Origin of the sequence: Streptomyces sp. SA15 (assembly GCF_002291145.1) — a bacterium.
In the GTDB taxonomy this organism is placed as follows: Bacteria; Actinomycetota; Actinomycetes; order Streptomycetales; family Streptomycetaceae; genus Streptomyces.
Genome location: NZ_NTGE01000112.1, coordinates 1 through 24725 on the forward strand (window position 1 = coordinate 1; position 24725 = coordinate 24725).

A 24725-nucleotide genomic window follows, 5' to 3' on the forward strand; every position below is an offset into this window, starting at 1 on the left:
GCCATGGCCGCCCGCGCCCGTGCCGCGCCGGCCGTGGCGTCGCCCGGAGGGCCCGACGGCTCGGGAGTCGCAGTCCTCGCGGCGCGCGCGTCCAGCTCTGCGGTCGACATCGACGCCGACCACCGCTCTCCCCTCTTCCCCGCGTCCATCGCCTCGTTGGCGAGGCGGTCCGCGTGCTTGTTCTGCTCGCGGGGGATCCACTCGTAGGTGACCCGGTCCGGCGGGAACACCCGGGCGGCCTCCGCCGCCAGGGGCTTCATGTCGGGGTGTTTGATCTTCCAGCGGCCCGTCATCTGCTCGACGACCAGCTTGGAGTCCATGCGGACGCGGACCGTGGCGGAGGGGTCCAGTTCGTGGGCGGCGCGCAGGCCGGCCAGCAGGCCCCGGTACTCGGCCACGTTGTTCGTGGCGACGCCGAGGTACTCGGCCGCCTCGACCAGGGTCTGACCCGTCGCCGCGTCGAGCACCACGGAGCCGTAGCCCGCGGGCCCCGGGTTGCCCCGCGACCCGCCGTCCGCCTCGACGATGAACTCCCGCACCGCGTACGCCCTTACAGGCCGGACTCGGAGGTCCGCACCAGGATGCGGCGGCAGTTCTCGCAGCGGACGACCGTGTCGGGCGCCGCCGCGCGGATCTCGTTGATGTCGGTGATCGCCAGCTCCTGGCGGCAGCCCTGGCAGGTGCGCTGGTACAGCTTGGCCGCGCCGATGCCGCCCTGCTGCTCGCGCAGCTTCTCGTAGAGCTTGAGCAGGTCGGCGGGGACGGCGCCCGCGATGACCTCGCGTTCCTTCGTCACCGAGGCCGCCTCGCCGTCCAGCGACTCGAAGGCCGCGTCACGGCGGGCCGTGGCGTCGTCGATCTTCGACTGGACGGAGGAGACCCGCTCGGTCAGCTCGGCGACCCGCTCCTGCGCGGACTCGCGGCGCTCCATGACGTCCAGGACGACGTCTTCCAGGTCGCCCTGCCGCTTGGCGAGCGAGGCGATCTCGTGCTGGAGGTTCTCCAGGTCCTTCGGCGAGGTGACCGCTCCCGAGTCCAGGCGCTGCTGGTCGCGGGAGGCGCGCTGGCGCACCTGGTCCACGTCCTGCTCGGCCTTGGTCTGCTCGCGGGCGCAGTCGCTCTCCTCGGTCTGCGCGGCCACCAGGAGGTCGCGCAGTTGAGTCAGATCTTTCGTCAGCGACTCGATCTCGGCGTGCTCGGGCAGCGACCTCCGCTTGTGCGCGAGCTGCTGCAGGCGCACGTCGAGGTCCTGGACGTCGAGGAGTCGGATCTGGTCTGCGGGCGCGGCGTTCAGTTGGGGGCTCCAGATGAATCAGAAGGGGCAGAGGCCGCGTGGGCGGTCCAGGGGTCGGTGACCGTCTTCGAGACGTGGACCCTCAGGTCCCATCCGTTCCGGTCGGAAATCTCGTCGAGCTGGGCGGCGGCCAGCTCGCACCAGGGCCATTCGGTGGCCCAGTGCGCCGCGTCGAGCAGCGCGAGGGGACTGGGGGCGACAGCCGCCGTGAACTCCGAGGCCGGGTGGTGACGCAGGTCCGCGGTGAGGAAGGCGTCGACGCCGGCCGCGCGGACGTCGTCGAACAGGCTGTCGCCGGAGCCGCCGCTGACGGCGACCGTGCGGACGGTCGCCTCGGGGTCGCCGGCCACGCGGATGCCCTGCGCGGTGGCGGGCAGGCGCTCGGCGGCCCGGGCGGCGAGCTCACGGACGCTCATCGGGTGGTCCAGTTCGCAGATCCGGCCGAGGCCCCGTCGGCCCTCCGGGTCGTTCGGGTCCGGCACCAGCGGTCGTACGACACGAAGGTCCAGGGCCCCGGCCAGCGCGTCGCTGACGCCCGGGTCGGCCTTGTCCGCGTTCGTGTGGGCCACGTGCAGCGCGATGTCGTTCTTGATCAGGGTGTGCACCACGCGGCCCTTGAAGGTGGAGGCCGCGACCGTCGTCGTACCGCGCAGATAGAGCGGGTGGTGGGTGACCAGCAGGTCGGCGCCCAGCTCGACCGCCTCGTCGACGATCTCCTGGACCGGGTCGACGGCGAACAGGACCCGGGTGACCGCCTGGTCGGGGTCGCCCACGACGGTGCCGACCGCGTCCCAGGACTCGGCCCGCTCGGCGGGCCACAGGTTCTCCAGCGCGGTGATGACTTCAGACAGACGGGGCACGCCAAAAGGCTACCTGGCCGTTCCCCGCCACTGAACCGCTGCCGGTGCCCGGGCGCCCCGCCCAGCACATCTGCCGCGGTTTCCTCAGGCGAATCGTTCCTTGGCCACCCTTATGTGTGAAGTGGCCGTCGGCCGGTCCCCCGTCTGTGCGTACGAAAACTAGCTTCGTCGCTGGAGGTGACCGCACGATGACGGCCTGTGCCATCGAGCCTGCCGCGGGAGACGAGGACGACCGGACCGCGCGACCGGGCTGCACCATCACCGCGGACGGAGCCTACGCCGCCCGCCTCGCGCCGGCCGGAGACTGCTGGTTCCCGGAGCGCTGGACGCTGGACGGCCCCGAGCCGTACGCGGTGCCGCTGCCCGGCCATCAGCCGGAGGAGCCCGGCACCGAGGTGCAGCCGATGGGCGACGGGCGGGTCCTCATCCGGCGGCTCGCGGACGGGCGGCACAGCTTCTCGCTGCTCTACCCGACCGGCCCCGGCACCGGCGAACTGCCGCTCGGCGCGGTCGAGTGCCCGGACGAGGGCACCCGGCTGCGGCTGCTGCCGCCCGCGCCGGGCGGCAGCAGGGCGTACGCCCTCGCCGTGGGCCGGCTGTCCAGCGCGGTGTGGCTGGTGGCGGGCGGGGCCTTCGGGCCCGAGCACCTCGCCGAGGTACCGGGGCGCTGCTCGGGCGGGGTGTGGCTGGACCGTACGGGACGGATGCTCGCGCTCGACCGGGAGGCCGGCGGCCGGACCAAGACGGTCGTGGTGGATCTGGAGCGCGGCGGCGAGGTCTCGCCCCTGTTGCAGATCGCGGCCGACAGCGACGACCGGCTGCTGCTCGCCGACCCCGACAGCGGACTGCTGCTGATCCGCTCGGACGCGCCGTCGCCGGGGCAGGACCGGGTGGGCTGGGGCGTGCTGGGCAGCACACTGCCGGTGCGCTTCCCGGAGTGCCTGCGCCCGGCGCACTGCCGGGTCACGCCGTTCGCGATCCAGCCGGGGCAGGTGCTGACGCCGGAGAACTGCGCGGTGGCCCTGCGCGTCGACGGCCCGCTCGGCAGCTGGGTCGGGGTGTGGCGGCCCGCCGAGCGGCAGATGCGTCATCTCCCCGCGCCGCAGGGGTGGTTGACGGGAGCCGGGCTGTGGACCGGGGACGGGGTGCTCCAACTGCCGTATGCCACGGCCGAGGTGCCGTGCGGAGTGGCTCGGGTGACGGTGCCGGACGTTGCGGCCGCACAGCCCGCAGCAGAACCAAGGGAGCCGGAGGGACCAGGAGAACTGGATGATGACCCCGATGAACCGGACCCTCCGGCTCCCGTGGCACCCCGCCCCGTGCCGTTGCAGCAAGCACCCCTGGCACGTCTTGTAACGAACTAGTGCCGGTTGGCGTGCCCGTCTGGATTCGCCCCGTGGGCTGCCGGTTAAACTCGCCCGGCTGTTAGAAAGATCATGTTGACGGGGTGAACCTTTCCGATGAGCGACACAAGCACCATGGAGCCGCTGCCCACCGAGACCCAGGAAGACGCCGGCCACGGCCGGCATCGGGGTCCGGTCTCGGACCACGACAGCGGGACGGCCCCTCGTGGCCGTCACCGCAAGCCGGTCGAGGAAACCGAGGCGGCTGCCTGACGGTATGCCGAAGGGGCCCGCGTGTCAGCCGACGCGCGGGCCCCTTCCGTATGCCTGCCGTGTCTTATGCCTGCCGTGTCTTATGCCTGCCGTGCCTTATGCCTGCCGTGCCTTATGCCTGCCGTGCCTTATGCCTGCCGTGCCTACTGCCTCTTGAGCCCCAGCACTTCCGCCGCCGCGAACGTCTCCCCCGGCGGCCGCTGCGCGAAGTGCGGAGTGAGTACGGCGTCCAGCTCGTCGTACGTGAACGTCTCCTGCTTGCTGTCGAACTTGGCCTGCACCCGAGGCCGTTCGACAACCGCCACCATGCCGCCGTGCACGACGAGCACCTGCCCGTTGACCCGCTCGGCGGCGGGCGAGGCCAAGTAGCCGACGAGCGGCGCGACATGCTCGGGGGCCAGCGGGTCCAGCCCCTCCACCGGCCGTTCGAAGTCCGCGAAGACGTCCTCGGTCATACGGGTGCGGGCGCGCGGGCAGATGGCGTTCGCCGTCACGCCGTACTTGGCGAGGGCGAGGGCCGTCGACGTCGTGAGCCCGACGATTCCGCCTTTCGCCGCCGCGTAGTTGGGCTGCCCGGCGGATCCCGCGAGGAAGGCCTCGGAGGAGGTGTTCACGATCCGCCCGTACACCGGCCCGCCGGCCGCCTTGGACCGCTCGCGCCAGTGTGCGGCCGCGAAGTGGGTGGTGTTGAAGTGGCCCTTGAGATGGACGCGGATCACCGCGTCCCACTCGGCCTCCGTCATGGAGAAGACCATCCGGTCGCGCAGGATGCCGGCGTTGTTGACCAGGATGTCCAGTCGACCGAACTCTTCTGTCGCCAACTCCGCGAGCCGCTCCGCCTGTTGGAAGTCGGCGACGTCCCCGGTGTGGGCGAGGGCCGTGCCGCCCGCCGCCCGGATCTCGGCGGCGACCTGTTCGGCGGGGGCGGCGGAGGACTCGCCCGAGCCGTCCCGGCCGGGCTGCCCGTAGTCGTTGACGACGACAGCCGCGCCGAGCCGGGCCAGCTCCAGCGCCTCGGCCCGCCCGAGTCCGCGTCCGGCGCCGGTGACGATCGCGGCGCGTCCCTCAAGTGGCAGTGAACTGTGTGGCATTGACCCATGTGGCATTGACCCATGTGGCAGTGACCTATGTGGCAGTGACATACAAGGTCCTCAGATCTCGATGCACGTACGCAGCGAGGTCCCCGTACGCATCTGGTCGAGGGCCTCGTTGATCTCGGTCAGCGGCACCCGGTGCGTGATCAGGCCCGCCAGGTCGACGCGGCCCGCCCGCCACAGGGCTATGGTCCGCTCGTAGGAGCGCAGAACGTCCCCGCCGCCGTACATGGACGGCAGGATCCGCTTCTCGTCGAAGAACAGCTCGAACATGTTGAGCTGGAGGAAGTCGTCCATGGCGCCTGCCCCGACGATGACGAGGGTGCCACCGCGCCGGGTGGTCTCGTACGCCGTCCGTGCGGTGGCCGACCTGCCGACGACCTCGAAGACGTAGTCGAAGCCCTCGCCGCCGGTGATCTGCTGCTTGGCGTCGGCCAGCTCGTCGGGCGAAATCGCCTTCGTCGCGCCGAACTTCAGCGCGGACTCGCGGCGCGAGGCGACCGGGTCGACGGCGACGATCTCGGCGGCGCCCTTGAGCCTCGCCCCTTGTACGGCGGAGATACCGACGCCTCCGCAGCCGATGACGGCGACCGACGAACCGGCCTCCACATCCGCGGTGTTGAGCGCGGCACCGAGTCCGGTGGTCACGCCGCAGCCGATGAGGGCGGCGATGTCGAAGGGCACGTCGTCGGGGATCGGCACCGCGCACCCGGCGTCGACGACGACCTCCTCGGCGAAGGTGCCGGTGCCGGCGAAACCGAAGACCTCACCGCCGGGGCGCTTGAAGTTGGGGGTGCCGGCGTTCATGAACCCGGCCAGGCACAGCTCGGTCTGCCCGCGCTTGCAGGCGGGACAGGCGCCGCAGGTGGGCAGCCAGCACACGACCACCCGGTCGCCGGGCTTCAAGTGGCTCACGCCCTCGCCCACTTCGATGATCTCGCCCGCTCCCTCGTGACCGGGCACGAACGGCGCCGGCTGCGGCAGTACGCCGCCCATCGCGGACAGATCCGAGTGGCACAGCCCGGTGGCCCGCACCCGGATCCTCGCCCTGCCGGGGCCGAAGCCCACCGCCTCGACGTCGTCGAAGACCTCCAGCTTGTCCTGGCCGATCTCGTGCAGTACGGCTGCGCGCATGGTGCGGCTCCCCTCAGGCGTATCGCCGGTCGTTGCGCCGGTCTCAGGAGTGTCAGGAGTGTTCGGCTCTCAGGAGTGTTCGGCTCTCATGAGTGTCAGGAGTGTTCGACGATGGTGTCGGCGAGGACGGGTGCGTCGTCCCGATCGACGGCGGTGACGGCCACCTGGGCCCGGCCCTCCCCGCGCCACATGCGGATACGGAGCGTCTCCCCCGGATACACGACCCCGGCGAAGCGTGTGCCGTAGGACCGCACCCGCGTCACATCGCCGCCGAGCAGCGTGTCGACGACCGTCTTGAGCGTCATGCCGTAGGTGCACAGCCCGTGCAGGATGGGCCGCTCGAATCCGGCCAGCTTGGCGAACTCCGGGTCGGCGTGCAGGGGGTTGTAGTCGCCGGAGAGGCGGTAGAGCAGCGCCTGGTCCTCGCGGATCGGCCGCTCGACGACCCGATCGGGCTCGCCGGCGGGCGGTTCGAGTCGCCCGGACGGCCCGCGGTCCCCGCCCCAGCCGCCCTCTCCCCGTACGAAGATCTGGGCGTCGTTGGTCCACAACGGACCCTCGGCGTCGGCGACTTCGGTGCGCATGACGAGGACGGCCGCCTTGCCCTTGTCGTACACGGCGGCGATGCGGGAGGTCGCTGTCGCCGTGCCCTCGGCCGGGATCGGGCGGTGCAGGGTCAGGCTCTGGCCGCCGTGCAGGACGCGGGCGAGGTCGACGTCGACGCCGGGCATGGACAGGCCGCCGATCACGCCGGGCGAGCCGGCGCCCGCGACGGTGGCGAAGCTGGGCAGGACGTGCAGCCGGGACTCCAGGGTGTAGCGCAGCTCGTCGGGGTCGGTGGCGGGGACGCCGGCGCCGATGCCGAGGTGGTAGAGCTGGACATCCTTCTGACTCCAGGCGATCTCGCCGGTACGGGGCTCTGCGGCCATGGCCTTGGCTGCGTCGATGGGCATGGGGCTCCTGATCACTCGATCACTCGATCACTGATCGCTTGTTCGCTTGTTCGCTTGTTCTCTCAGAGACCTCGGTACGGCCGTCCGCACCGTCGGCCGCACCGAGGTCGACACGGGCCGATCTAGAACGCGTTCCAGTCCGGCGCCCTCTGTATAGCCCAGCGTTCGGGAGTTGTGAAGGCTCCTGACGGGGTGTCAGGTTGCCGGTGTCGGATCGGTGCGCCGTGACATTTGTCCTGCCGGAGTCCGTACACGCGCATCTGCCGGGCGGGAGGGCGGGTGCGTAGCGTCGTGTCCATGTCCCAGCGAAGGAACATGTCCAGGCCCTGGCTGCGCAGGATCTCGTGCCGCATGGACGCGTGGCAGCCGGTGCACCAGCACGCGCACGAGCAGCGGCAGGTCTACCAGGGGGAGGTCCCTCCGCACCCGGGCCCGCCCCCCACCGGCTTCAGCCTGCTGCCGTGGCTGCTCATGGGTATGGGCGCCTTCTCCAACCTCTTCCAGGGCGAGACCCCGAACCCGTGGATCGGCGGCCTGGGGCTGCTCGCCTTCAACTCCCTCTACATCTACGTGTCGTTCCGCGCGTTCGTGAAGGAGACGCGGGAGGCGACCTCCACCCGGGTGGCGCTGGTCCTGCTGGGCCTGGTGACCTGCGGTCTGGCCATGGGGTACGGCGGCAACTGGCTGCTGTTCTTCCCCTTGTTCGGCCTCGCGACGGGCGCGGTCGTACGGATGCCGCACCTGCGCTGGGCCGGTACGGCCGTGGCGGTGCTCGCCGGTGCGGCCGCCGTCTTCCGTGACGGCTGGGGCGGCCTCGACATCGCGTACGCCACGTGGATCTCCTCGATGGTGACGGCGGCGATCCTGTCCCTGTCCGAAGCCGTACGGGAGCTGCGGGCGGCCCGCGAGGAACTGGCGCTCCGCGCGGTGGAGGAGGAGCGGCTGCGCTTCTCCCGCGATCTGCACGATCTGCTCGGTCACACGATGTCGGTGATCGTGGTGAAGGCGGAGGCGGCGCGGCGGCTGGCCGACCGCGACCTGGCGGCCGCGCTGGACCAGATCACCGACATCGAGTCCGTCGGCCGCCAGGCGCTGGCCGAGATCCGCGAGGCCGTGACCGGCTACCGCGAGGGCAGCCTGACCACGGAACTCGACCGGGCGCGCTCCGCCCTGTCCGCGGCGGGCGTCGAGCTGGTCCTGAGCCGGTCGGGCACCCCGCTCCCCGCGCAGACGGAGTCCTTGCTGGGCTGGGTGGTACGCGAGGCGGTCACCAACGTCGTCCGGCACAGTGGGGCGAGTCGCTGCGAGATCACGGTCGCGAGCGTGGGGAGCGCGGCGGAGCGCGTACGGCTGATGGTGACGGACAACGGCACGGGTGGGGCGACCGGCGACGCCACCGGGGGCGGCGCGGGGGCCGGGCTTCGGGAGGGCTTCGGCGCCGGGTCGGGCACCGGCCCCGGCACCGGACTCAAAGGGCTGACGGAACGTCTGGCCGCGGCGGGAGGCTCGCTGACGGCCGGGCCGGGAGCGCGGGGCGGGTTCGCGGTGACGGCGGAATTGCCGGTGGAGTCGGTGGAGCTGCGGGCGGGGTCGGTGGAGCTGCGGGCGGGGTCGGTGCGGTTGCCGATGGGGTCGGCGGAGTTGACGGGTGCGGTGCGTGACGTGGGTACGCCGGCCTTGTGATGCCCGCAGCGGGCCGGGACCGGCCTCGCGCCCTACGCTTGGGTCGTGAACGAGATGCCGCGGGACCACCGGCCCGCCAGATCCATCAGAGTTCTGCTCGCCGAGGACCAGGGCATGATGCGTGGCGCGCTCGCCCTGCTGCTCGGGATGGAGCCGGACATCGAGGTGGTGGCCCAGGTGGCAGCGGGCGACAAGATCGTGGACGCGGCCCTGACCCACCGCCCGGACGTCGCCCTCCTCGACATCGAATTGCCCGGCATGAGCGGCCTGGACGCCGCCGCCGAACTCCGCGACCAGGTACCCGACTGCCGGGTGCTGATCCTCACCACCTTCGGCCGGCCCGGCTATCTGCGCCGGGCCATGGAGGCGGGAGCCACCGGCTTCCTCGTCAAGGACGGCCCTGTGGAGGAGTTGGCCGCCGCGATCCGCCGGGGGCTGACCGGCGAGACCGTGATCGACCCGGCCCTCGCCGCGGCCGCGCTCAGTGCCGGCCCGAACCCGCTCACGGCCCGCGAGTGCGACGTCCTCAAGGCCTCGGCGGACGGCGCGACGGTCGCCGACATCGCCGCAAAGCTGCACCTCTCGGAGTCCACGGTCCGCAACTACCTCTCCTCCGCCATCGGCAAGACGGGCACCCGCAACCGCATGGAAGCGATGCGGGAGGCCCGGCAGCAGGGGTGGCTGTAACCGTCCTCATCCCCATCGCCGCGGGGCGCTTCCCATGCGGCGAGTGGGGGCGGCACCGCCCAGGGTTTCGCCCCCTGGCCCGAACGCGACCACGAACAGCAGATCCGCGCCCCTTCCGCCGCCGAGGTCGTCCCCGCGGTCCGTGATGCCCTCGGACAGCAGCCCACCGAAATACTTGGCTAGCCACAGAATTGCTGTTATGTTTACGTGGCCAGCCACCTAATGGGCTGGTGAGACGTGAGGAGAGTTGTCATGAAAGCCATCCTGTTCGACCGTTTCGGCGGCACGGAAGTGCTGCACGAGGCGGACATCGAGGTCCCGCAGCCCGGCCCCGGCCAGGTCCGCGTCCGCGTCAAGGCGGCCGGGCTGAACGCGCTGGACGGCAAGATCCGCTCCGGGGCACTGGAGGCCGTGTTCCCCACCCCGCTCCCCTCCGTCCCCGGTCACGAGCTCGCCGGCGTGGTGGACGCCCTGGGTGAGGGCGTGCGGGACGTGCAGGTGGGTGACGAGGTGCTGGGCTGGTCGGACACCGGCTCGTACGCCGAGTACGCGCTGGCCACCATCGTGGCCCTGAAGCCGGCCGGCCTCGACTGGCAGCACGCGGTCGCGCTGCCGGTGGCGGGCGAGACGGCCGAGCGGGTCCTGAACCTGCTGGGCGTCGCCGCCGGGGAGACGGTGCTGATGCACGGCGCGGCCGGAGCGGTCGGCACCCTGGCGGTCCAGCTCGCCACGGCCCGCGGAGCGCGTGTCATCGGCACCGCCGGCCCCGCGAACCAGGACTACCTCGCCTCGCTCGGCGCCACCGCGACCGTTTACGGCGAGGGCCTGGTCGAGCGGGTCCGGGCGCTCGCCCCCGAAGGCGTGGACGCGGTGTTCGACCTGGCCGGGAAGGGAGCCCTTGAGGACTCCATCACCTTGCGGGGCGGCACCGAGCGCATCGTCACCATCGCCGACTTCCGCGCGAACCAGCTCGGCATCACCTTCGCCAACGGCCCCCAGGAACGCTCGGCCGCCCGCCTGGCCGCCCTGGCGCAGGATGCCGCGACCGGCAAGGTCGTCACCACCGTCACCGCCTACCCGCTCGACCAGGCCGCCACGGCCCAGCAGGTCAGCGACGCCGGGCATGTCCGGGGCAAGCTCGTCCTCACCGTCGACTGATCACGCCCGCCTCTCCTTCCGCCACGCCCCCGCTTTCCCGATCACCACCTGGTCATCACCGCACCGAAGGAACACTCATGCTGAACGCCCTGTGGACACCGACCACCGTCGGCGACATCTCCCTCCCCCACCGCGTGGTCATGGCCCCCATGACCCGTGACCGCTCCACACCCGAAGGCGTACCGACCGAACTGAACGCCGAGTACTACGCCCAGCGGGCCTCGCACGCGCTGATCATCACCGAGGGAACCCAGCCCTGCACCGACGGCCAGGGCTACCTCCTCACCCCCGGCATCCACAATGACGAGCAGATCGCCGGGTGGCGCAAGGTCACCGACGCCGTGCACGCGGCCGACGGCCGGATCGTCATCCAGCTGATGCACACCGGACGCATCTCCCACCCCGACAACACCCCCCACGGGCGCCGGCCGGTCGCCCCTTCGGCGATCCGGCCGCAGGGCGTGATGTTCACCGCGTCCGGGCCCCAGGAGATGCCGGCACCCCGTGCTCTGTCGACGCAGGAGGTCGCGGCGACCGTCGACGACTTCCGCCGCGCCGCAGCGGCTGCCGTCGTCGCAGGCGCCGACGGTGTGGAGATCCACGCCGCCAACGGCTACCTGGTGCACCAGTTCCTGTCCGACAACACCAACCAGCGCACCGACCGCTACGGCGGCTCCCTCGACAACCGCATCCGCTTCGCCGTCGAGGTGGCCGCTGCCGTGGCCGACGAGATCGGCGCCGACCGCACCGGCCTGCGCATCTCCCCCGGCAACCCCTACAACGACATCGCCGAGTCCGACACCGCCGAGCTGTATCCCGCTCTCCTGCGCGCCCTCAGCCCGCTCGGCCTCGCCTACCTCCACGTGATGCACGCGGGCGACGAGGAGCTGCTGGGCACCCTGCGCGCGCTGTGGCCGACCACGCTGATCCTCAACCGGGCCGGCGCCGATCTGCCCACCCGCGCCAAGGACATCGACCACGGCACGGCCGACCTCGTCTCCGTCGGCGCCCTCGCGCTCGCCAACCCGGACCTGGTCGAGCGGCTACGCTCTGACGCGCCGCTGAACACCCCCGACCCGGCGACCTTCTACGGCGGCGGAGTGGCCGGCTACACCGACTACCCCACCTACACCGTCTGAGGAACCCAACCATGCCCGCCCCCACACCCCGCACCCCCACTACGGCCAGCGAGGGGCCGATGAGCTATGCGATCTTCCAGCTCGCCCGCGCTCACCGCGCCCGCGCCGCCGCCATGCTCCGCGAGATGGACCTGCACCCCGGACAGGAACTGCTGCTGATGCACCTCCTGGACCGGGACGGCCAGACCCAGTCCGAGCTGCTCGACAGCGTCGGCCTGGACCACTCCACCGTCTCCAAGTCCCTACGCCGTATGCAGGACGCCGGCCTGGTCATCCGCGAGCCGGCCGAACACGACCGGCGCGTCATGGTCGTCCACCTCACCGACAAGGGCCGTGCCATGCGCGAGCCCCTGGCAGCCATGTGGCGGGCCCTGGAGGAGACCTCCGCGCGGAACCTGTCGGCGCAGCAGGCAGAGTCCTTCGTCCGCACCGCCTACGCCATCGCCGACGCGATCAACAGCCGCGCTCTTCCGCAAGAAGAGTCCGAGTAACTCCCCCTTCGCCCCCCGGTTCCGCCCTGGGAGAACGGGCGGTTGCGGGGCCTCAGCGTCATGGGCAACCGCGAGCTGTCCCGGTGCGGGCAGGCGGAACTCGTCCGGGGGAAAGGGCAACACCCCCGCGAGGACAGCGAGCCCTTCCCCGTCGCCGGCCGGCTGCACATCGAGGACGGCCGCTTCACCCGCGTCCGGGTCGCCTTCGACCTCGGCAAGCTCCTGCAGGCCGGCGGTGACCCGCGCCGCGGATGCACCCACCACAGGCCCGCCCCCTGAGCGACCCGGGCCGACGGCGCCCACGTCCGCGGCCACCACTGCCCCGCCCACCCAATCCCTCCACTACTGACCTGTTGGAAAAGTGAGACCCCCATGACCACCACCCGCTCCACCGCCCTCCCGGTCCTCGTCGTCGGCGCGACCGGCTCCCTCGGGGGCAAGGTCGTCGACGAACTGCTGGGGCGCGGTAAGAACGTCCGCGCCCTGGTCCGGCCGACCACCGACGCGAGCAGGCTCGAAAGCCGGGGTGTCGAGATCGCCCGCGGCGACATGCTCGACCTCGACTCGCTCGTAGCCGCCATGAACGGTGCCGATGCCGTCATCACCACCGCTGCCGGCTACACCCGCGGCGGCAAGAACGCGTACGACATCGACACCGTCGGCAACGCCAACCTCGCCGAGGCCGCCCACCGCGCCGGCATCCGGCGGTTCGTCCTGACCAGCATCCTCACCAGTGACCAGACGCCCGATGTCCCGCACTTCTGGCACAAGAAAGTCGCCGAGGACAAGCTCGAACAGCTCGGCGTCCCGTTCGTCGCACTGCGCCCCGGGGCGTTCCTCGACCAGATCGCGAGCATGGCGGGCAACCCGATCGACAAGGGCCGCCTGATCTGGATGGGCAAGCCCACCGTCCCGCTGACCTTCGTCCGCACCTCCGATCTCGCGGCCTACCTGGCGGCCGCGGTCGACGCCGAGGCCGACGACGGTGAGCGCATCGACATCGGCTGGGACCGTCCGGTCAGCATGCGCGAGGTGGCCGACCTGATGGGCAGCCGGGCCGGAAAGAAGATCAAGGTGTGGACCGTCCCTTCCGCCGTCACCCGCGCCGCGGGAGCCGTCACCGGCCGCTTCATGCCCCTGGTCAAGGACATGGCCGCGATGTTCCGCTGGTTCGACAGGGGCCGCTACGTCGCCGACCCCCGCCGGCAGGAACAGCTGTTCGGCCCCGTCCCCACGGCCGAGGACGCCCTCGCCCGGTTCACCGACGAGCTGAGCAAGGCGCAGCACCGGTGACGGGCCCGCATCCCGGTCCCGCCAGGTGGGGGTGCTCGCGCCGGTGAGGCGGCGGACCATGACATGGGTCATCGCCCAGTGGACACGGGATGCGGCCCCCGACGGCACCCCGCATCAGAACCCGGTGGTGTGCCAGCCCGCCCTGGTCGCGGGTGCCGGCGCGCATCGCCGGCCCGCCTCAGCAGCGCACGAGACCCCTGTCCCTACTTCGTCACCTCCACCGACTCGTACTCCGTACCCTTCGGCGCCACGCACACGAACCAGTCGTGCGGGGACCCCTCGGCACTGCGGATCGCCATCTCGTCGCTGTTGATCTCGGTGTTCGAGGGTGCCCTGTCGACCTCGGTCGTCGTGCCGTTCTTCCAGGTGCACACGACGCGCTGGGCCGTCGTGGCGACCTGGCCGATGACCAGTCGGTAGGGGTCGTCGGAGCCGCTGTTCAGGGCGATCGCGGCGGCTTCGACGTCCCTGCCCGACATGGTGTCGTCCGCGGTGAACACGTCCTCGATCACCGTTTGGACCCGGTCACCGTCGCCCCGGCGCACGAAGAAGGAGCTCTTGCCGACCAGTTGGGAGGCCTCGCGGACGTCCGAGGGCGTCTCCCCGTATTCGCCCATCGCTGCCAACTGGCCCTGCGCTTCCGCCTCGTCGCGCGGCGCCGCCCACACGTCGATCAGGACCCGCCACTCCTTGCCGTTCTCCCACCCGATCGCCAGCGTCGTCCGCTGGGCCGTGAACACGTCCGGTGACGCGGTCGGCGATGGCGACGGCTGCGTGGCCACCGACCCTCCCCGCCCCCCGTCCCCGCCCGGCAGCCCCGCCACCGCGAGCGTCGCCGAGGAGCCGGCCAGTACCAGGGCCGTGGCCGCCGCCAGTGCCCAGCGGCGTGCCCTGCGGCGGCGGCCGCCGCGGAGCACCGCCTGGTAGGGGGCTATGCCGATCTCGACCTCGTCCGCGGCGTCGGCCAGCAGGAGGGCGATGTCGCTGTTGGTCATGTCGTGGTTCGTCTCCCGGTTCGCGCTCATCGCGTCCGCCCTCCGCTCGTCACCATCTCCGCCAGGCCGGGTATGGCGCGGAGTTTCGCGATCCCCTTCGCCGCGTTGCTCTTCACGGCGCCGACCGAACACCCCATCGCCTCGGCGGTCTGGGTCTCGGTCAGGTCCTCCCAGTACCGCAGGACCACCGCTTCCCGCTGCCGCGCGGGCAGTTGGGCGAGCGCCTTCAGCAGGACGCCCCGGTCGTCGGCCTGGGAGATGCGGTCACCGGTGTCGGCGACCTCGCGCAGGAGTCCCGAGTCGTCCTTGGGCGCCAGGAACTCCCTGAGTTTTCTGCGGTGCTTGCGCGCGTGCGCGTTGATCATCACGCGCCGTACATACGCCTCCGGCTCGTCCGCCGAGCCGACCTTGCGCCAGGCCACATAGACCTGTTCGAGCGTCGACTGGACCAGGTCCTCCGCGGCGTGCTGCTCCCCCGTGAGGAGAAATGCCGTCCGCATCAGCCGCGGCCAGCGGCCGGTGACAAAGCTCTGGAACTCCTCGTCCCGAGCCTCCTTGCGATCCCCCATGGGCACCTCCTAGATGAACAAAGGAGTCCACGGACCGCCCGGACCGTTGCCTCAACTCGCGGATATTTTCCGCGGCAGCCACACCAGCATCAACACCACACCGCCCGCCAGCACCCCGGTCCCCACCCGGAACACCAGCGCATAGCCCTCCGTCAGGGCCTGCGGGCTGTGGCCGTCCCCGGTGCGGGCCGCCGCGATGGTCGACATGACCGCCAGTCCCAGCGAACCGCCCATCGTGCGCGAGGTGTTGACGAGGCCCGACACCAGCCCGGCCTCCCCGGGCGCCGCCCCGGACGTGGCCAGCGCGGCGAGCGGTGTCCCCGCCAGGCCCGCGCCCAGCATCATCAGGATCCCCGGGAACATGATCGACGTCAGATAGGCCCCGTCCGCGCTCATTGTCGACTGCCAGCCGAAGCCGACGACCGCCACCACGGTCCCCAGCACCGCCACGGCACGCGCTCCCGTCATCCGCATGAGCCGCGGCGCGACCTTCGATCCGACGACCACGGCCAGGGAACTCGGCACCAGGGCGAGTCCGGCGTCCAGCGGCGAGTAGCCCAGCACGTTCTGCGCGTACAGCGTCATGAAGAACCACATGCAGAACATCGCGGAGCCGCTCAGGAACATCCCCACGTTCGCCGACCACACCGACCGCACCCGCAGCAGCCCGAGCGGCATCAGCGGAGCCGCCGTACGGGCCTCGACGGCGAGGAAGCAGCCGACCAGCGCGAGCCCGGCGAGCAGCGGCACCAGTGTGGCCGCGGCCGTCCATCCCGCGGCCTCGGTCTGCGAGATGCCGTACGCCAGGGTGGCGAGCCCGGCCGTCACCAGTACCGCGCCCGGCAGGTCCAGCCGTCGCCCGTCCCCCGCGCGGCTCTCCACCAGCCACACCACGGAGCCGAGCAGCACCACCGCCCCGACCGGCACATTGATCAGCAGGACCCACCGCCACGACAGCGCGTCCACCAGCAGACCGCCGACGAGTCCACCGGCCGCGCCGCCGCCCGCGCCCACGGCCGTCCAGGTCGCGATGGCCCGTGCGCGGGCGGCGCCCTCCGGGACGGCGGACGTGAGGATCGTCAGCGTCGACGGGGCGAGCACCGCCGCGCCCAGTCCCTGCGCGGCCCGCGCCACCAGCAGCTGCCAGCCCTCCTGGGCCAGCCCGCCGCCGAGCGAGGCCAGCGTGAACAGGCCGAGGCCGACGAGGAACATCCGCTTGCGGCCGTAGAGGTCACCGGCGCGCCCGCCGAGCAGCATGAACCCGGCGAAGGCGATGGTGTAGGCGTTCACCACCCACTGCAGGCCCTGCTCGCTCAGGCGCAGGTCGGTCCGCATCGACGGCAGCGCCACGTTGACGACGGAGATGTCGAGCACGACGAGGAACTGTCCGGCGCACGCCAGCGCCACGACCAGCCAGGTGGGAGGCGGGGCGGGGCGGCGGGACAGGCGGGTGACGTCAGCGGCTCCGAGCATGGATGTCATGCTCTCAACCAGCCGACGCTCCTTGCATCGGCATTTCGGCGTAGGCCATGGCAGTGCGTAGGCCATGGCACGTGCGTAGGCCATGGCAGCGGCGTAGGCCACTGCCCGAGGCCTGGACCCTTGCCGCCCGAGACCCAGACCCTTCCCCAAGAGAAGACAAAGAATTCGTTAGGGCCCCGAAGCATCGGAATAGTTGCCCAGGCGCACGGGGTTCAAGCTGCACGTATCCCGCACGGCTCAACCAGCACACCCCCCAGGCCTGGAGGCCTCACTTCATGACGCACACGTCGACCGACCAGCCCGCACCCAGGGCGAGCGGAGCCGTCGTCCCGGTCCTCGCCTTCGCGGGCATCGTGGTCGCGGTGATGCAGACCCTGCTCGTCCCGGTCATCAAGGACCTGCCGCAACTGCTGGACACCTCCCCCAGCAACGCCACCTGGGTCCTGACCTCGACCCTGCTCTCCGGCGCCGTGGCCACGCCGATCATGGGCCGGCTGGGCGACCTGTACGGCAAGCGGCGCATGCTGATCACCAGCCTCACGGTGATGGTGGTCGGCGCGCTGGTCAGCGCTTTCACCAGCGCCCTCCTCCCCATGATCGTCGGCCGTACCCTCCAGGGCTTCGCAATGGGCGCGATCCCCCTCGGCATCGGCCTGATGCGCGACATGCTGCCCCGCGAGAAGCTGGGCTCGGCGATGGCCCTGATGAGCTCCTCGATCGGCGTCGGCGGCGGCCTCGCTCTGCCCGCCGCGGCCCTGGTCGCGCAGCACACCGACTGGCACGCCCTCTTCTACGGCGCCGCGGGCATCGGCGCCCTCGCCATCGCCCTCACTCTCCTCGTCGTACCGGAGTCCCCGATGCGCGCGAAGGGCTCCTTCGACGTCCTGGGCGCCCTCGGCCTCTCCACCGGTCTCGTGCTCTTCCTGCTGCCGATCACCAAGGGCAGCGACTGGGGCTGGACCTCCGCCACCACGCTCGGTCTGTTCGCCGCGTCCGCCGTCGTACTCCTCCTATGGGGCGTGATGGAACTGCGCGTCAAGGCCCCGCTGGTGGACCTGCGCACCACGGCCCGCCCGGCCGTCCTCTTCACCAACCTCGCCTCGATCATGGTCGGGGTCAGCTTCTACGTCGTCTCCCTCGTCCTTCCGCAACTCCTCCAGCTGCCCAAGGCCACCGGCTACGGCCTCGGCCAGTCGATGGTCGTCGCGGGTCTGCTGGTGGCGCCGCTCGGCCTGACCATGATGTTCACGGCGCCCGTCTACGCCCGCCTGTCGGCGAAGTACGGCCCCAAGGTCACCCTGATCCTCGGCCTGCTGATCATCGCGATCGGCTACGGCGCCGGCCTGGGCCTGATGAGCGCCGCCTGGCAGAGCCTCGTCATCGCGGTGGTCCTGGGCGCGGGCATCGGCCTCGCGTACTCCTCGCTCCCCGCACTGATCGTCGGCGCGGTCCCGGCCTCGGAGACGGGTGCGGCCAACGGCCTCAACACCCTGATGCGGTCCATCGGTACGTCGGTGTCGAGCGCCGTGGTCGGCATGGTCCTCGCCAACACCGCGAACGACGTGGGCGGCGTCGAGATCCCGACCATGCACGGCTTCCGGGTCTCCTTCCTGATCGCGACGGGCGCGGTGGCGGTCGGCCTGCTGCTGGCCTTCTTCCTGCCCGGCCGACGCCCGGCAGCCAGGCCGCAGCTGCGCGCGAGCAGCGAAGAGGACGCCAACGTGCAGCGCGCGGAAGAGGTGCTGCGCGGCTTCCGCGGCCGCGTCCTGGACGCCACCGGCACCCCGGTCGCCCGCGCCAAGGTCACCCTGATCGACCCCCGGGGCCGGCAGGCGGGCGCGACGCTCTCCGCCGAGGACGGCAGCTATGCCCTCGCCGTCCCGGCCCGTGGCCCGTACGTCCTGGCGGCCCGCGCCACGGGCCACGCCCCGCTGGCCTCCGCGGCGACCCACGCGGGGGACGACCGGGCGGTCGACATGGACCTTTCGCTGCCGGGTGAGACGGTCTCCGCATCCTGATCAATCCGCATCCTGATCAATCCGCGTCCTGAGCAATCCGAGGAGATCTCTTCCCCTCGAATCCACCCGGCGTTCACGATGAGCAGGGTTCGCCGACGCACCATCCCTCCCTGTGATCTCCGCCTCCGCCGATCTTCGTGTGAGCGGAGATCGGTGGAAGGCGTCTGATGGGGATTCAGGAACGAAGTGGGGCCGACAAGTGCCTGGCCGTACCCAACTCCAGCACGGCCAACGGCATCGGTAGCCCAGCTCGGGCCGGGACTGCTCGCGACCACCCGAGATCATCCAGTGGACCCGCACCGAAAACTTCAACCAGCGGTGGACCTGGTGACATCCGGCCGTTGAAGTGATGAAGAAATCTCTCCTGTCATGAACCTGAGAAGAAAGGCGGCCGCCACTCTGGCGGCCGCCGCCCTTATCGGCGCGCCCGTACTCACGGGCTCGTCCCTGACCGGCTCGGCGCCTGAGGCCGCGGCCGCCGAGGCCGTGGTCGACGCCCGCCTCTACAACCAGGGCACCGGCTTCTGTCTGGCCAATCCCGGCTCCAGCACGACCAACGGCACCGTGATGATCCAGTGGACGTGCAGCTACAGCGACAGCAACTACTGGTCGCTCCAGCCCGTGACCGGCGGCTACCACGTCGTCAACAAGGCGAGCGGCAAGTGCCTGGCCATCCCCAGCGGGAGCACGACGCCCGGCGTCAAGGCCATCCAGTGGGGTTGCGGCACCGAGGTCGGCGACGAACAGGTCTGGGTCCACGACGGCACCGAGCGGCTGAGGAACGCGAAGACCGGCCTGTGCCTCGCCATCCCCAACACCAGCACGACCGCCGGCACCGAGGCCATCCAGTGGGGCTGCAACGACAACAAGGACCAGCAATGGCTGTGGTGACCCGCAAGCGGGCCCTGCCCGTACTCCTGACGGCAGTCGTCCTCGCCGTCCTGACCGGCCTGCTCCTGCCGGGCCCGGCCTCCGCCGAGGGCACGTCGGGCGAGTCGAGCGCCCACATCAACACGGCCACCGAGGGCGACGGCCCCCGCACCCCCGACATCATCGCCACCAGCGCGAACAACGCGGTCGTGGCCTGGCGGGAGGGCATCGTCCCGGGCCAGGTCGACCACGGCTACATCCGGTACGCGTACACCACCAACGGTGGCACGAACTGGGCCCACCCCCAGGTCCTCGCCCAGGACACCAGCGAGTACTCCTGGCACTACGTCGTCCTCTACCAGACGGGCAACGAGCTCTTCGCCTACCTCGGCCGGACCAAGTCGTCGAGCACCAACAACTCCGGCCTCCCGATCGACGCCATCGTGGTCAAGCGCAGCACCGACGAGGGTCACACCTGGCAGGACTACCCCGTCACCATGCCGCTCGACCTGCCGGCGACGACCGCCGACGAGGGACTCGCGAACCTCATCTTCGCCGGTCGCCCGCTCCAGCTGGCCAACGGCAAGCACGTCATCCCGTTCTGGGCCTCCGGCCGCGAGAACGGCGTGCTGATCTCCTCGGACCTGAAGACCTGGACGGCCGGCGGCATCGTGCCCGACCCCAACAACCTCGACGCCGCCGAACCCCAGATCGCCGTCTCCCAGGACGACCCGAACAAGCTGGTCATGGTCGCCCGCAGCATCGGCACCCAGACCCGCGCGGCGACGGCCACGAGCTCCGACGGCGGCCTGACCTGGACGCCCTTCACGCTCGACACCAACCTGCCGAGCCTCAACTCCAAGGTCCAGTTCATCAAGGACAGCAACGGCCAGTACCTGTCCCTCTACAACACCGCCACGAACCGTGACGTCCTCAACTACAAGACCAAACGCCCCGGCGCGGCCTGGAGCACCGGCAAGTTCTTCGCCAACGGCGCGGCGGCCGACCTGGACCCCGATCAGCAGGGCACCACGGGCGCCGGCTGGGACACGTACCCGATGGCCGACGAGTACGCCCCGGGCAAGTTCTATGTCGCCTGGGAGTTCGACACCTCCCGGATCAAGGTGAACAAGCTGGACATCTCCGACGCACCCTGATCCACCCGTCAACCGCCGCCGTACCCCCTGTCGCCCGCCGACCAGGGGGTACGGCAGCATGGGGCGCCGAGACGCACGTACGACTGCTTTCGGAAAGGCAGGTCCCCATGCCCGCGGCCCCCAAGCCCGAGATCCTGGCCGCCTTCGAGGCGGCGAAGGGGTTCATGCCCACGGGTGAGGGCCTCGCCCTGTACGCGGCGGCCGTGGAGGCCGGGCGGCTCGGGCTGCCGTTGCTGGAGGTCGGTACCTACTGCGGCCGCTCCACGATCCTGCTCGCCGACGCGGCTCGCGAGGCCGGGGTCGTGGCGTTCACGGTCGACCACCACCGGGGCAGCGAGGAGCAGCAGCCGGGCTGGGAGTACCACGATCCGGCGACGGTCGACCCCGAGATCGGCCTGATGGACACGCTGCCGACCTTCCGCCGCACGCTCCACAGGGCGGGCCTGGAGGAGCACGTCATCGCCCTCGTCGGCCGTTCGCCGCAGGTGGCGAAGGTCTGGGGCACTCCCCTCGGGCTCGTCTTCATCGACGGCGGCCACACCGACGAGCACGCGAACGCCGACTACGAGGGGTGGGCGCCCCACGTGGCCGAGGCCGGGCTGCTGGTCATCCACGACGTGTTCCCGGACCCGGTGGACGAGCTCACCGGCCAGGCCCCGTACCGCGTCTACCTCAGGGCTCTCGCCTCCGACGCGTTCACGGAGGTCTCGGTGACCGACTCGCTACGCGTCCTGCGGCGGACGGGGACGGGGATCTGAGGGCGCGGTTAGAGTCGCTGTCGTGTCGTACGTAGGCCCGGACTTCGAACCGCCCCAGCCCCGCCGTCCCCGGCGCCGCCCGCTGACCGTCGCCCTCGCCGCGCTGGTGCCGGGTGCGTTGCTGGGGTGGCTGGTGTTCGAGGCGGTCGGCGGAACGGGCGGCTCGGGCGGAGAGGCGGGTGTGGCGGTCGGGACCGCCACCGCGCAGTCGAGCAGCCCAGCCGTCTCCCCCGCTACCACCTCCTCCCCCACCAGCGACGGCAAGCAGCCGCGCGCCTCCGAGAAACCGACACCCTCACCCTCGGCCCCCGCCGCCTCCGGCCCTCTCAAGGGCAAGGTGATCGTCATCGACCCGGGCCACAACCCGGGCAACTTCCAGCACACGTCCGAGATCAACCGCAAGGTGGATATCGGTACGAACCGGAAGGAATGCGACACAACGGGAACGTCCACCAACTCCGGTTACACCGAGGCCAAGTTCACCCTCGACGTGGCTCACCGGATGCGCGCTCTGCTGGAAAAGCAGGGCGCCACGGTGAAGCTGACCCAGGACAACGACCGGCCCTACGGCCCGTGCGTGGACGAGCGCGCCCGACTCGGCAACGAGGCGCGCGCGGACGCCGTCGTCTCCGTCCACGCGGACGGCTCGGGGGCCGGAAACCGCGGCTTCCACGTCATCCTCCCGGGCAGCGTGCACGCGGGCGCCGCCGACACCCGCCCGATCGTCGCCGCCTCCCGCGAACTCGGCGAGCGCATCGCGGGCAACTTCGTGCGCGTAACGGGCAGCGCGCCCTCCAACTACGTCGGCGACGGCACCGGACTGGACATCCGCACGGACCTGGGCGGTCTCAATCTGTCAACGGTTCCCAAGGTGTTCATCGAGTGCGGCAACATGCGCGATAGCAAGGACGCGGCACTGCTGACCAGCGGCGCCTGGCGGCAGAAAGCGGCGCAAGGGATCTCTGAGGGAATCGTGAGTTTCCTGCGCGGGTAGTGATCAGCGCACGGATCCGGGCGGACACCCTGTTCTGGCGGACGATAGTGTCGTCCCTACGATGAGGGGCCACCCCCGCGCTTCACACCGGGGCCCGAGGGCGACATGGTGAGAGCGGTGCCTCCAGCGATGCCGACGATGAGACGATTGACGAAGGACACGAAGTGAATATCCGCTCCCTCACTCGAGGCGACGGCGTGGTGATCGGAGCAGCGGTGTTGCTGTTCATCGCGTCATTCCTCGACATCTACTCGGCCGACGAGGCCCCGGACGGCTTCGACTTCCCCAACGCCTGGGGAAGCGGCCCCGTCCTGATGGGCGTGGTGCTGGCGGGCATCATCGGTGCCGCGCTCGTCGTCGTCGCCCACGGCCTTCCGCAGGTGCCGAAGGTGGCCGGGCTCGACCTCGGCCAGTTCGGCAGCGCGTTCACGGTCTTCGCCGCATGGAGCGCACTCGGGAACGTCTTCGACCCGATGAGCGCCATGAACAACCTGGAGGGTGCCGCGGACAGCATCGACGCCGGCATCGGCCTGATCCTCGCCCTCGTAGCCACCCTGCTCATGGCCGCCGCCGCCATCGCCACCCCCCTCGTCCCGGCCCTCAAGGGCTCCCTCATCCCCGCCCCCAAGCCCCCGGCCCCCCAGCCCTACGGCGCCCAGCCCCAGGGTGGTTACGGCTACCCCGGCGCCCCGCAGCCGGGCCAGCCGTACGGCGGTCAGCCGCAGCCGGGGCAGCCCTTCGGCGCCCAGCCGGGCGGCCAGCCGCAGCAGGCTCCGCAGGCGCAGCCGCAACCGCAGCCGCCGGCCGCGGACTTCTCGCCGTTCTGGTTCGCAGTGCCGGTGCCGCGGCCGCTGTTCGCGGAGGACGGTTCGCCGACGCCGATCGCCGAACTCGCCCCCGGCACCTGGTACCTCGCGGTCGAGCAGCGCGGTCCGGCGCTGGTCGCGCAGACGCAGGACGGTCGTCGTGGCGTACTTCAGGACACGACGGGGATCCAGCGCGGCTGAGGCCGGCCAGCTGTCTTTGCCGAACGGCCCCTCGCCCTTCCGGGCGGGGGGCCGTTGTCGTACAGTCGCAGCCCGAAACCAGCAACTGACATGCCGTCAGACATCTGGAGGCGCCATGCGGCTAGGTCTCGCCCTCGGCTACTGGGGCCGCGGCCCCTCCGCGGACCACGTACCGCTGGCGCAGGAGGCCGAGCGGCTCGGCTACGACTCCGTGTGGACCGCGGAGTCGTGGGGTTCGGACGCGTTCACGCCGCTCACCTGGATCGCGGCGCAGACGTCCCGTATCAAGCTGGGCACGGCGGTTGCCCAGATGGCGGCCCGCTCGCCCACCACCACCGCCATGCACGCCCTCACCCTGGACCACCTCTCCGGCGGACGCATGACGCTCGGGCTCGGGCTGTCCGGTCCGCAGGTGGTCGAGGGCTGGTACGGACGGGCGTTCCCGAAGTCGCCGCTGACCGCGACCCGGGAGTACGTCGGCGTCGTACGGCAGGTGCTGCGGCGCGAGGCGCCGGTGGAGCTCGCCGGCCGTTTCCACGCGCACCCCTACCGCGGCCCGGACGCCACCGGCCTGGGCAAGCCGCTCAAGCCCATCACGCATCCGCTCCGACCCGACCTGCCGATCCTGCTGGGCGCCGAAGGGCCGAAGAACGTCGCGCTGACGACCCGGATCGCGGACGGCTGGCTGCCGTTGTACTGGTCGCCGACCCGGCCGGAGGTCTACGGCGAGGCACTGGCCGATCTGCCGGACGGCTTCCTCGTCGCCCCCATGGCCCAGGTGCGGGTCTGCGACAACGTCGGCGAAGGTCTCCTGCCCGTCAAGACGATGCTCGGCTTCTACATCGGCGGCATGGGCCACGCCGCCCGCAACTTCCACGCCGACCTCATGGCGCGCATGGGGTACGAGGAGGAGGCCCGGCGCATCCAGGAGCTGTTCCTGTCCGGCCGCAAGGAAGAGGCCGTGCTCGCCGTCCCCGATGCCTTCGCGGACGAGATCTCCCTCGTCGGGCCGCGTGAACGCATCGCCGAGCGGCTGGAGTTGTGGCGCAAAGGGCCGGTGACGGACCTGTTGGCGCTGGCGCCGGACCGGGAGTCGCTGCGGGTGCTGGCGGAGCTCAACTCCTAGGACGGAGCCGTTCGGGTTTCATCCAGGGTTGAGCGGCAACCCGGTGGACATGTCCCCTCATTATCGCAACGGTGCCCATCAGGCCGGCAGAATCATCGCGGTCGTCGCCGACGTCATGGCCCTCATCCTGGGCCTGTGGATCCTGATGTACCTGCTGGACGCGAACCGCGCGAACGACTTCGTGCAGTTCATCCACGACGCGGCCCGCTGGCTGGCGGGCTGGTCCCACGACCTGTTCACGTTCGACGAGGCCTGGGCGCGGGTCGTGGCCGGATACGGTCTCGCGGCGGTGGTGTACCTGTTCGTGGGGCACGCGATCGCCAACCGCGTGCACCGGCACTGAGCAG

At 71.2% G+C, this 24725-nt stretch carries 26 protein-coding genes and 1 pseudogene; 17 read left to right on the forward strand and 10 right to left on the reverse strand.

What is annotated here, in order from left to right:
- From CLM62_RS26075 to CLM62_RS26085, 3 genes are all read right to left on the reverse strand, one after another.
- Nucleotides 1-539, reverse strand: a 539-nt coding sequence (locus CLM62_RS26075; protein ID WP_143659148.1) for a reverse transcriptase-like protein, incomplete at its 3' end; no start/stop codon positions are given.
- An 11-nt stretch (nucleotides 540-550) separates the two neighbouring features.
- On the reverse strand, nucleotides 551-1294 hold the full coding sequence (locus tag CLM62_RS26080; RefSeq protein ID WP_095752350.1) for a zinc ribbon domain-containing protein: 744 nt from the start codon (nucleotides 1292-1294) through the stop codon (nucleotides 551-553).
- Nucleotides 1291-2154 (reverse strand): Nif3-like dinuclear metal center hexameric protein, encoded by an 864-nt coding sequence (locus tag CLM62_RS26085; protein ID WP_095752351.1) that lies wholly within the window; start codon nucleotides 2152-2154, stop codon nucleotides 1291-1293. The genes CLM62_RS26080 and CLM62_RS26085 overlap by 4 nt, the downstream gene beginning before the upstream one ends.
- A 188-nt stretch (nucleotides 2155-2342) precedes the next feature.
- Between CLM62_RS26085 and CLM62_RS26090 the strand changes: the two genes are divergently transcribed.
- Nucleotides 2343-3518, forward strand: coding sequence for a hypothetical protein (locus tag CLM62_RS26090; RefSeq protein ID WP_095752352.1), 1176 nt, complete (start codon nucleotides 2343-2345; stop codon nucleotides 3516-3518).
- A 96-nt stretch (nucleotides 3519-3614) separates the two neighbouring features.
- The gene (locus CLM62_RS50225; protein ID WP_095752353.1) at nucleotides 3615-3770 is read left to right on the forward strand and encodes a hypothetical protein; all 156 of its coding nucleotides are present in this window, start codon (nucleotides 3615-3617) and stop codon (nucleotides 3768-3770) included.
- A gap of 143 nt (nucleotides 3771-3913) precedes the next feature.
- Here CLM62_RS50225 and CLM62_RS26100 read toward each other — a convergent pair whose 3' ends face one another.
- The 3 genes from CLM62_RS26100 to CLM62_RS26110 all read right to left on the reverse strand — a co-directional run bounded on the left by CLM62_RS26100 (nucleotide 3914) and on the right by CLM62_RS26110 (nucleotide 6951).
- On the reverse strand, nucleotides 3914-4861 hold the full coding sequence (locus CLM62_RS26100) for a 3-oxoacyl-ACP reductase (RefSeq protein ID WP_095752354.1): 948 nt from the start codon (nucleotides 4859-4861) through the stop codon (nucleotides 3914-3916).
- Between the two features lie 60 nt (nucleotides 4862-4921).
- Nucleotides 4922-5998, reverse strand: coding sequence for a Zn-dependent alcohol dehydrogenase (locus CLM62_RS26105; protein ID WP_095752355.1), 1077 nt, complete (start codon nucleotides 5996-5998; stop codon nucleotides 4922-4924).
- A 95-nt stretch (nucleotides 5999-6093) separates the two neighbouring features.
- Complete coding sequence (locus CLM62_RS26110) at nucleotides 6094-6951, reverse strand: MaoC/PaaZ C-terminal domain-containing protein (protein ID WP_095752356.1); 858 nt, start codon at nucleotides 6949-6951, stop codon at nucleotides 6094-6096.
- Between the two features lie 297 nt (nucleotides 6952-7248).
- Between CLM62_RS26110 and CLM62_RS26115 the strand changes: the two genes are divergently transcribed.
- The 7 genes from CLM62_RS26115 to CLM62_RS26145 all read left to right on the forward strand — a co-directional run bounded on the left by CLM62_RS26115 (nucleotide 7249) and on the right by CLM62_RS26145 (nucleotide 13402).
- Nucleotides 7249-8634 (forward strand): sensor histidine kinase, encoded by a 1386-nt coding sequence (locus CLM62_RS26115; protein WP_257004092.1) that lies wholly within the window; start codon nucleotides 7249-7251, stop codon nucleotides 8632-8634.
- Nucleotides 8635-8688: 54 nt separating this feature from the next.
- The gene (locus CLM62_RS26120) at nucleotides 8689-9321 is read left to right on the forward strand and encodes a response regulator transcription factor (RefSeq protein ID WP_095752403.1); all 633 of its coding nucleotides are present in this window, start codon (nucleotides 8689-8691) and stop codon (nucleotides 9319-9321) included.
- A gap of 252 nt (nucleotides 9322-9573) precedes the next feature.
- Nucleotides 9574-10479 carry an NADP-dependent oxidoreductase gene (locus CLM62_RS26125; protein ID WP_095752358.1) on the forward strand — a complete coding sequence of 302 codons (906 nt, stop codon included), beginning with the start codon at nucleotides 9574-9576 and terminating at the stop codon, nucleotides 10477-10479.
- A gap of 77 nt (nucleotides 10480-10556) precedes the next feature.
- Nucleotides 10557-11618 (forward strand): alkene reductase, encoded by a 1062-nt coding sequence (locus CLM62_RS26130; protein ID WP_095752359.1) that lies wholly within the window; start codon nucleotides 10557-10559, stop codon nucleotides 11616-11618.
- 11 nt (nucleotides 11619-11629) lie between these two features.
- Nucleotides 11630-12109 carry a MarR family winged helix-turn-helix transcriptional regulator gene (locus tag CLM62_RS26135; protein ID WP_095752360.1) on the forward strand — a complete coding sequence of 160 codons (480 nt, stop codon included), beginning with the start codon at nucleotides 11630-11632 and terminating at the stop codon, nucleotides 12107-12109.
- Between the two features lie 60 nt (nucleotides 12110-12169).
- Nucleotides 12170-12388 (forward strand): hypothetical protein, encoded by a 219-nt coding sequence (locus CLM62_RS26140; protein WP_095752361.1) that lies wholly within the window; start codon nucleotides 12170-12172, stop codon nucleotides 12386-12388.
- 93 nt (nucleotides 12389-12481) lie between these two features.
- Complete coding sequence (locus CLM62_RS26145) at nucleotides 12482-13402, forward strand: SDR family oxidoreductase (protein WP_095752362.1); 921 nt, start codon at nucleotides 12482-12484, stop codon at nucleotides 13400-13402.
- 6 nt (nucleotides 13403-13408) lie between these two features.
- Here CLM62_RS26145 and CLM62_RS52750 read toward each other — a convergent pair.
- From CLM62_RS52750 to CLM62_RS26160, 4 genes and pseudogenes are all read right to left on the reverse strand, one after another.
- Nucleotides 13409-13507, reverse strand: a pseudogene (locus tag CLM62_RS52750) (IS5/IS1182 family transposase); the annotation flags it as partial.
- Between the two features lie 98 nt (nucleotides 13508-13605).
- On the reverse strand, nucleotides 13606-14427 hold the full coding sequence (locus tag CLM62_RS26150; protein ID WP_095752363.1) for a hypothetical protein: 822 nt from the start codon (nucleotides 14425-14427) through the stop codon (nucleotides 13606-13608).
- A complete protein-coding gene (locus tag CLM62_RS26155) occupies nucleotides 14424-14966 on the reverse strand; it encodes a SigE family RNA polymerase sigma factor (protein WP_095752364.1) in 543 nt (180 codons plus the stop codon). The genes CLM62_RS26150 and CLM62_RS26155 overlap by 4 nt, the downstream gene beginning before the upstream one ends.
- Nucleotides 14967-15017: 51 nt before the next feature.
- Nucleotides 15018-16448 carry an MFS transporter gene (locus CLM62_RS26160; RefSeq protein WP_095752365.1) on the reverse strand — a complete coding sequence of 477 codons (1431 nt, stop codon included), beginning with the start codon at nucleotides 16446-16448 and terminating at the stop codon, nucleotides 15018-15020.
- A gap of 275 nt (nucleotides 16449-16723) precedes the next feature.
- Here CLM62_RS26160 and CLM62_RS26165 point away from each other — a divergent pair, with 275 nt between their 5' ends.
- The 8 genes from CLM62_RS26165 (at nucleotide 16724) to CLM62_RS26200 (ending at nucleotide 24721) form a co-directional block, all read left to right on the forward strand.
- Nucleotides 16724-18466, forward strand: a complete 1743-nt coding sequence (locus CLM62_RS26165) for an MFS transporter (RefSeq protein WP_095752366.1) — start codon at nucleotides 16724-16726, stop codon at nucleotides 18464-18466.
- Nucleotides 18467-18835: 369 nt separating this feature from the next.
- Nucleotides 18836-19357 (forward strand): RICIN domain-containing protein, encoded by a 522-nt coding sequence (locus CLM62_RS26170; RefSeq protein ID WP_095752367.1) that lies wholly within the window; start codon nucleotides 18836-18838, stop codon nucleotides 19355-19357.
- The gene (locus tag CLM62_RS26175) at nucleotides 19345-20493 is read left to right on the forward strand and encodes a sialidase family protein (protein ID WP_095752368.1); all 1149 of its coding nucleotides are present in this window, start codon (nucleotides 19345-19347) and stop codon (nucleotides 20491-20493) included. The genes CLM62_RS26170 and CLM62_RS26175 overlap by 13 nt, the downstream gene beginning before the upstream one ends.
- Before the next feature lie 107 nt (nucleotides 20494-20600).
- Nucleotides 20601-21251, forward strand: a complete 651-nt coding sequence (locus tag CLM62_RS26180) for a class I SAM-dependent methyltransferase (protein ID WP_095752369.1) — start codon at nucleotides 20601-20603, stop codon at nucleotides 21249-21251.
- Nucleotides 21252-21273: 22 nt separating this feature from the next.
- Nucleotides 21274-22245: an N-acetylmuramoyl-L-alanine amidase gene (locus tag CLM62_RS26185; protein WP_095752370.1), complete on the forward strand. Its 972-nt coding sequence runs from the start codon at nucleotides 21274-21276 to the stop codon at nucleotides 22243-22245.
- Nucleotides 22246-22409: 164 nt separating this feature from the next.
- Nucleotides 22410-23252, forward strand: coding sequence for a DUF5336 domain-containing protein (locus CLM62_RS26190; protein ID WP_095752371.1), 843 nt, complete (start codon nucleotides 22410-22412; stop codon nucleotides 23250-23252).
- Nucleotides 23253-23367: 115 nt separating this feature from the next.
- Nucleotides 23368-24378, forward strand: coding sequence for an LLM class F420-dependent oxidoreductase (locus CLM62_RS26195; RefSeq protein WP_095752372.1), 1011 nt, complete (start codon nucleotides 23368-23370; stop codon nucleotides 24376-24378).
- Nucleotides 24379-24427: 49 nt separating this feature from the next.
- Nucleotides 24428-24721: a hypothetical protein gene (locus CLM62_RS26200; protein WP_095752404.1), complete on the forward strand. Its 294-nt coding sequence runs from the start codon at nucleotides 24428-24430 to the stop codon at nucleotides 24719-24721.
- The last annotated feature ends 4 nt before the right edge of the window (nucleotides 24722-24725 follow it).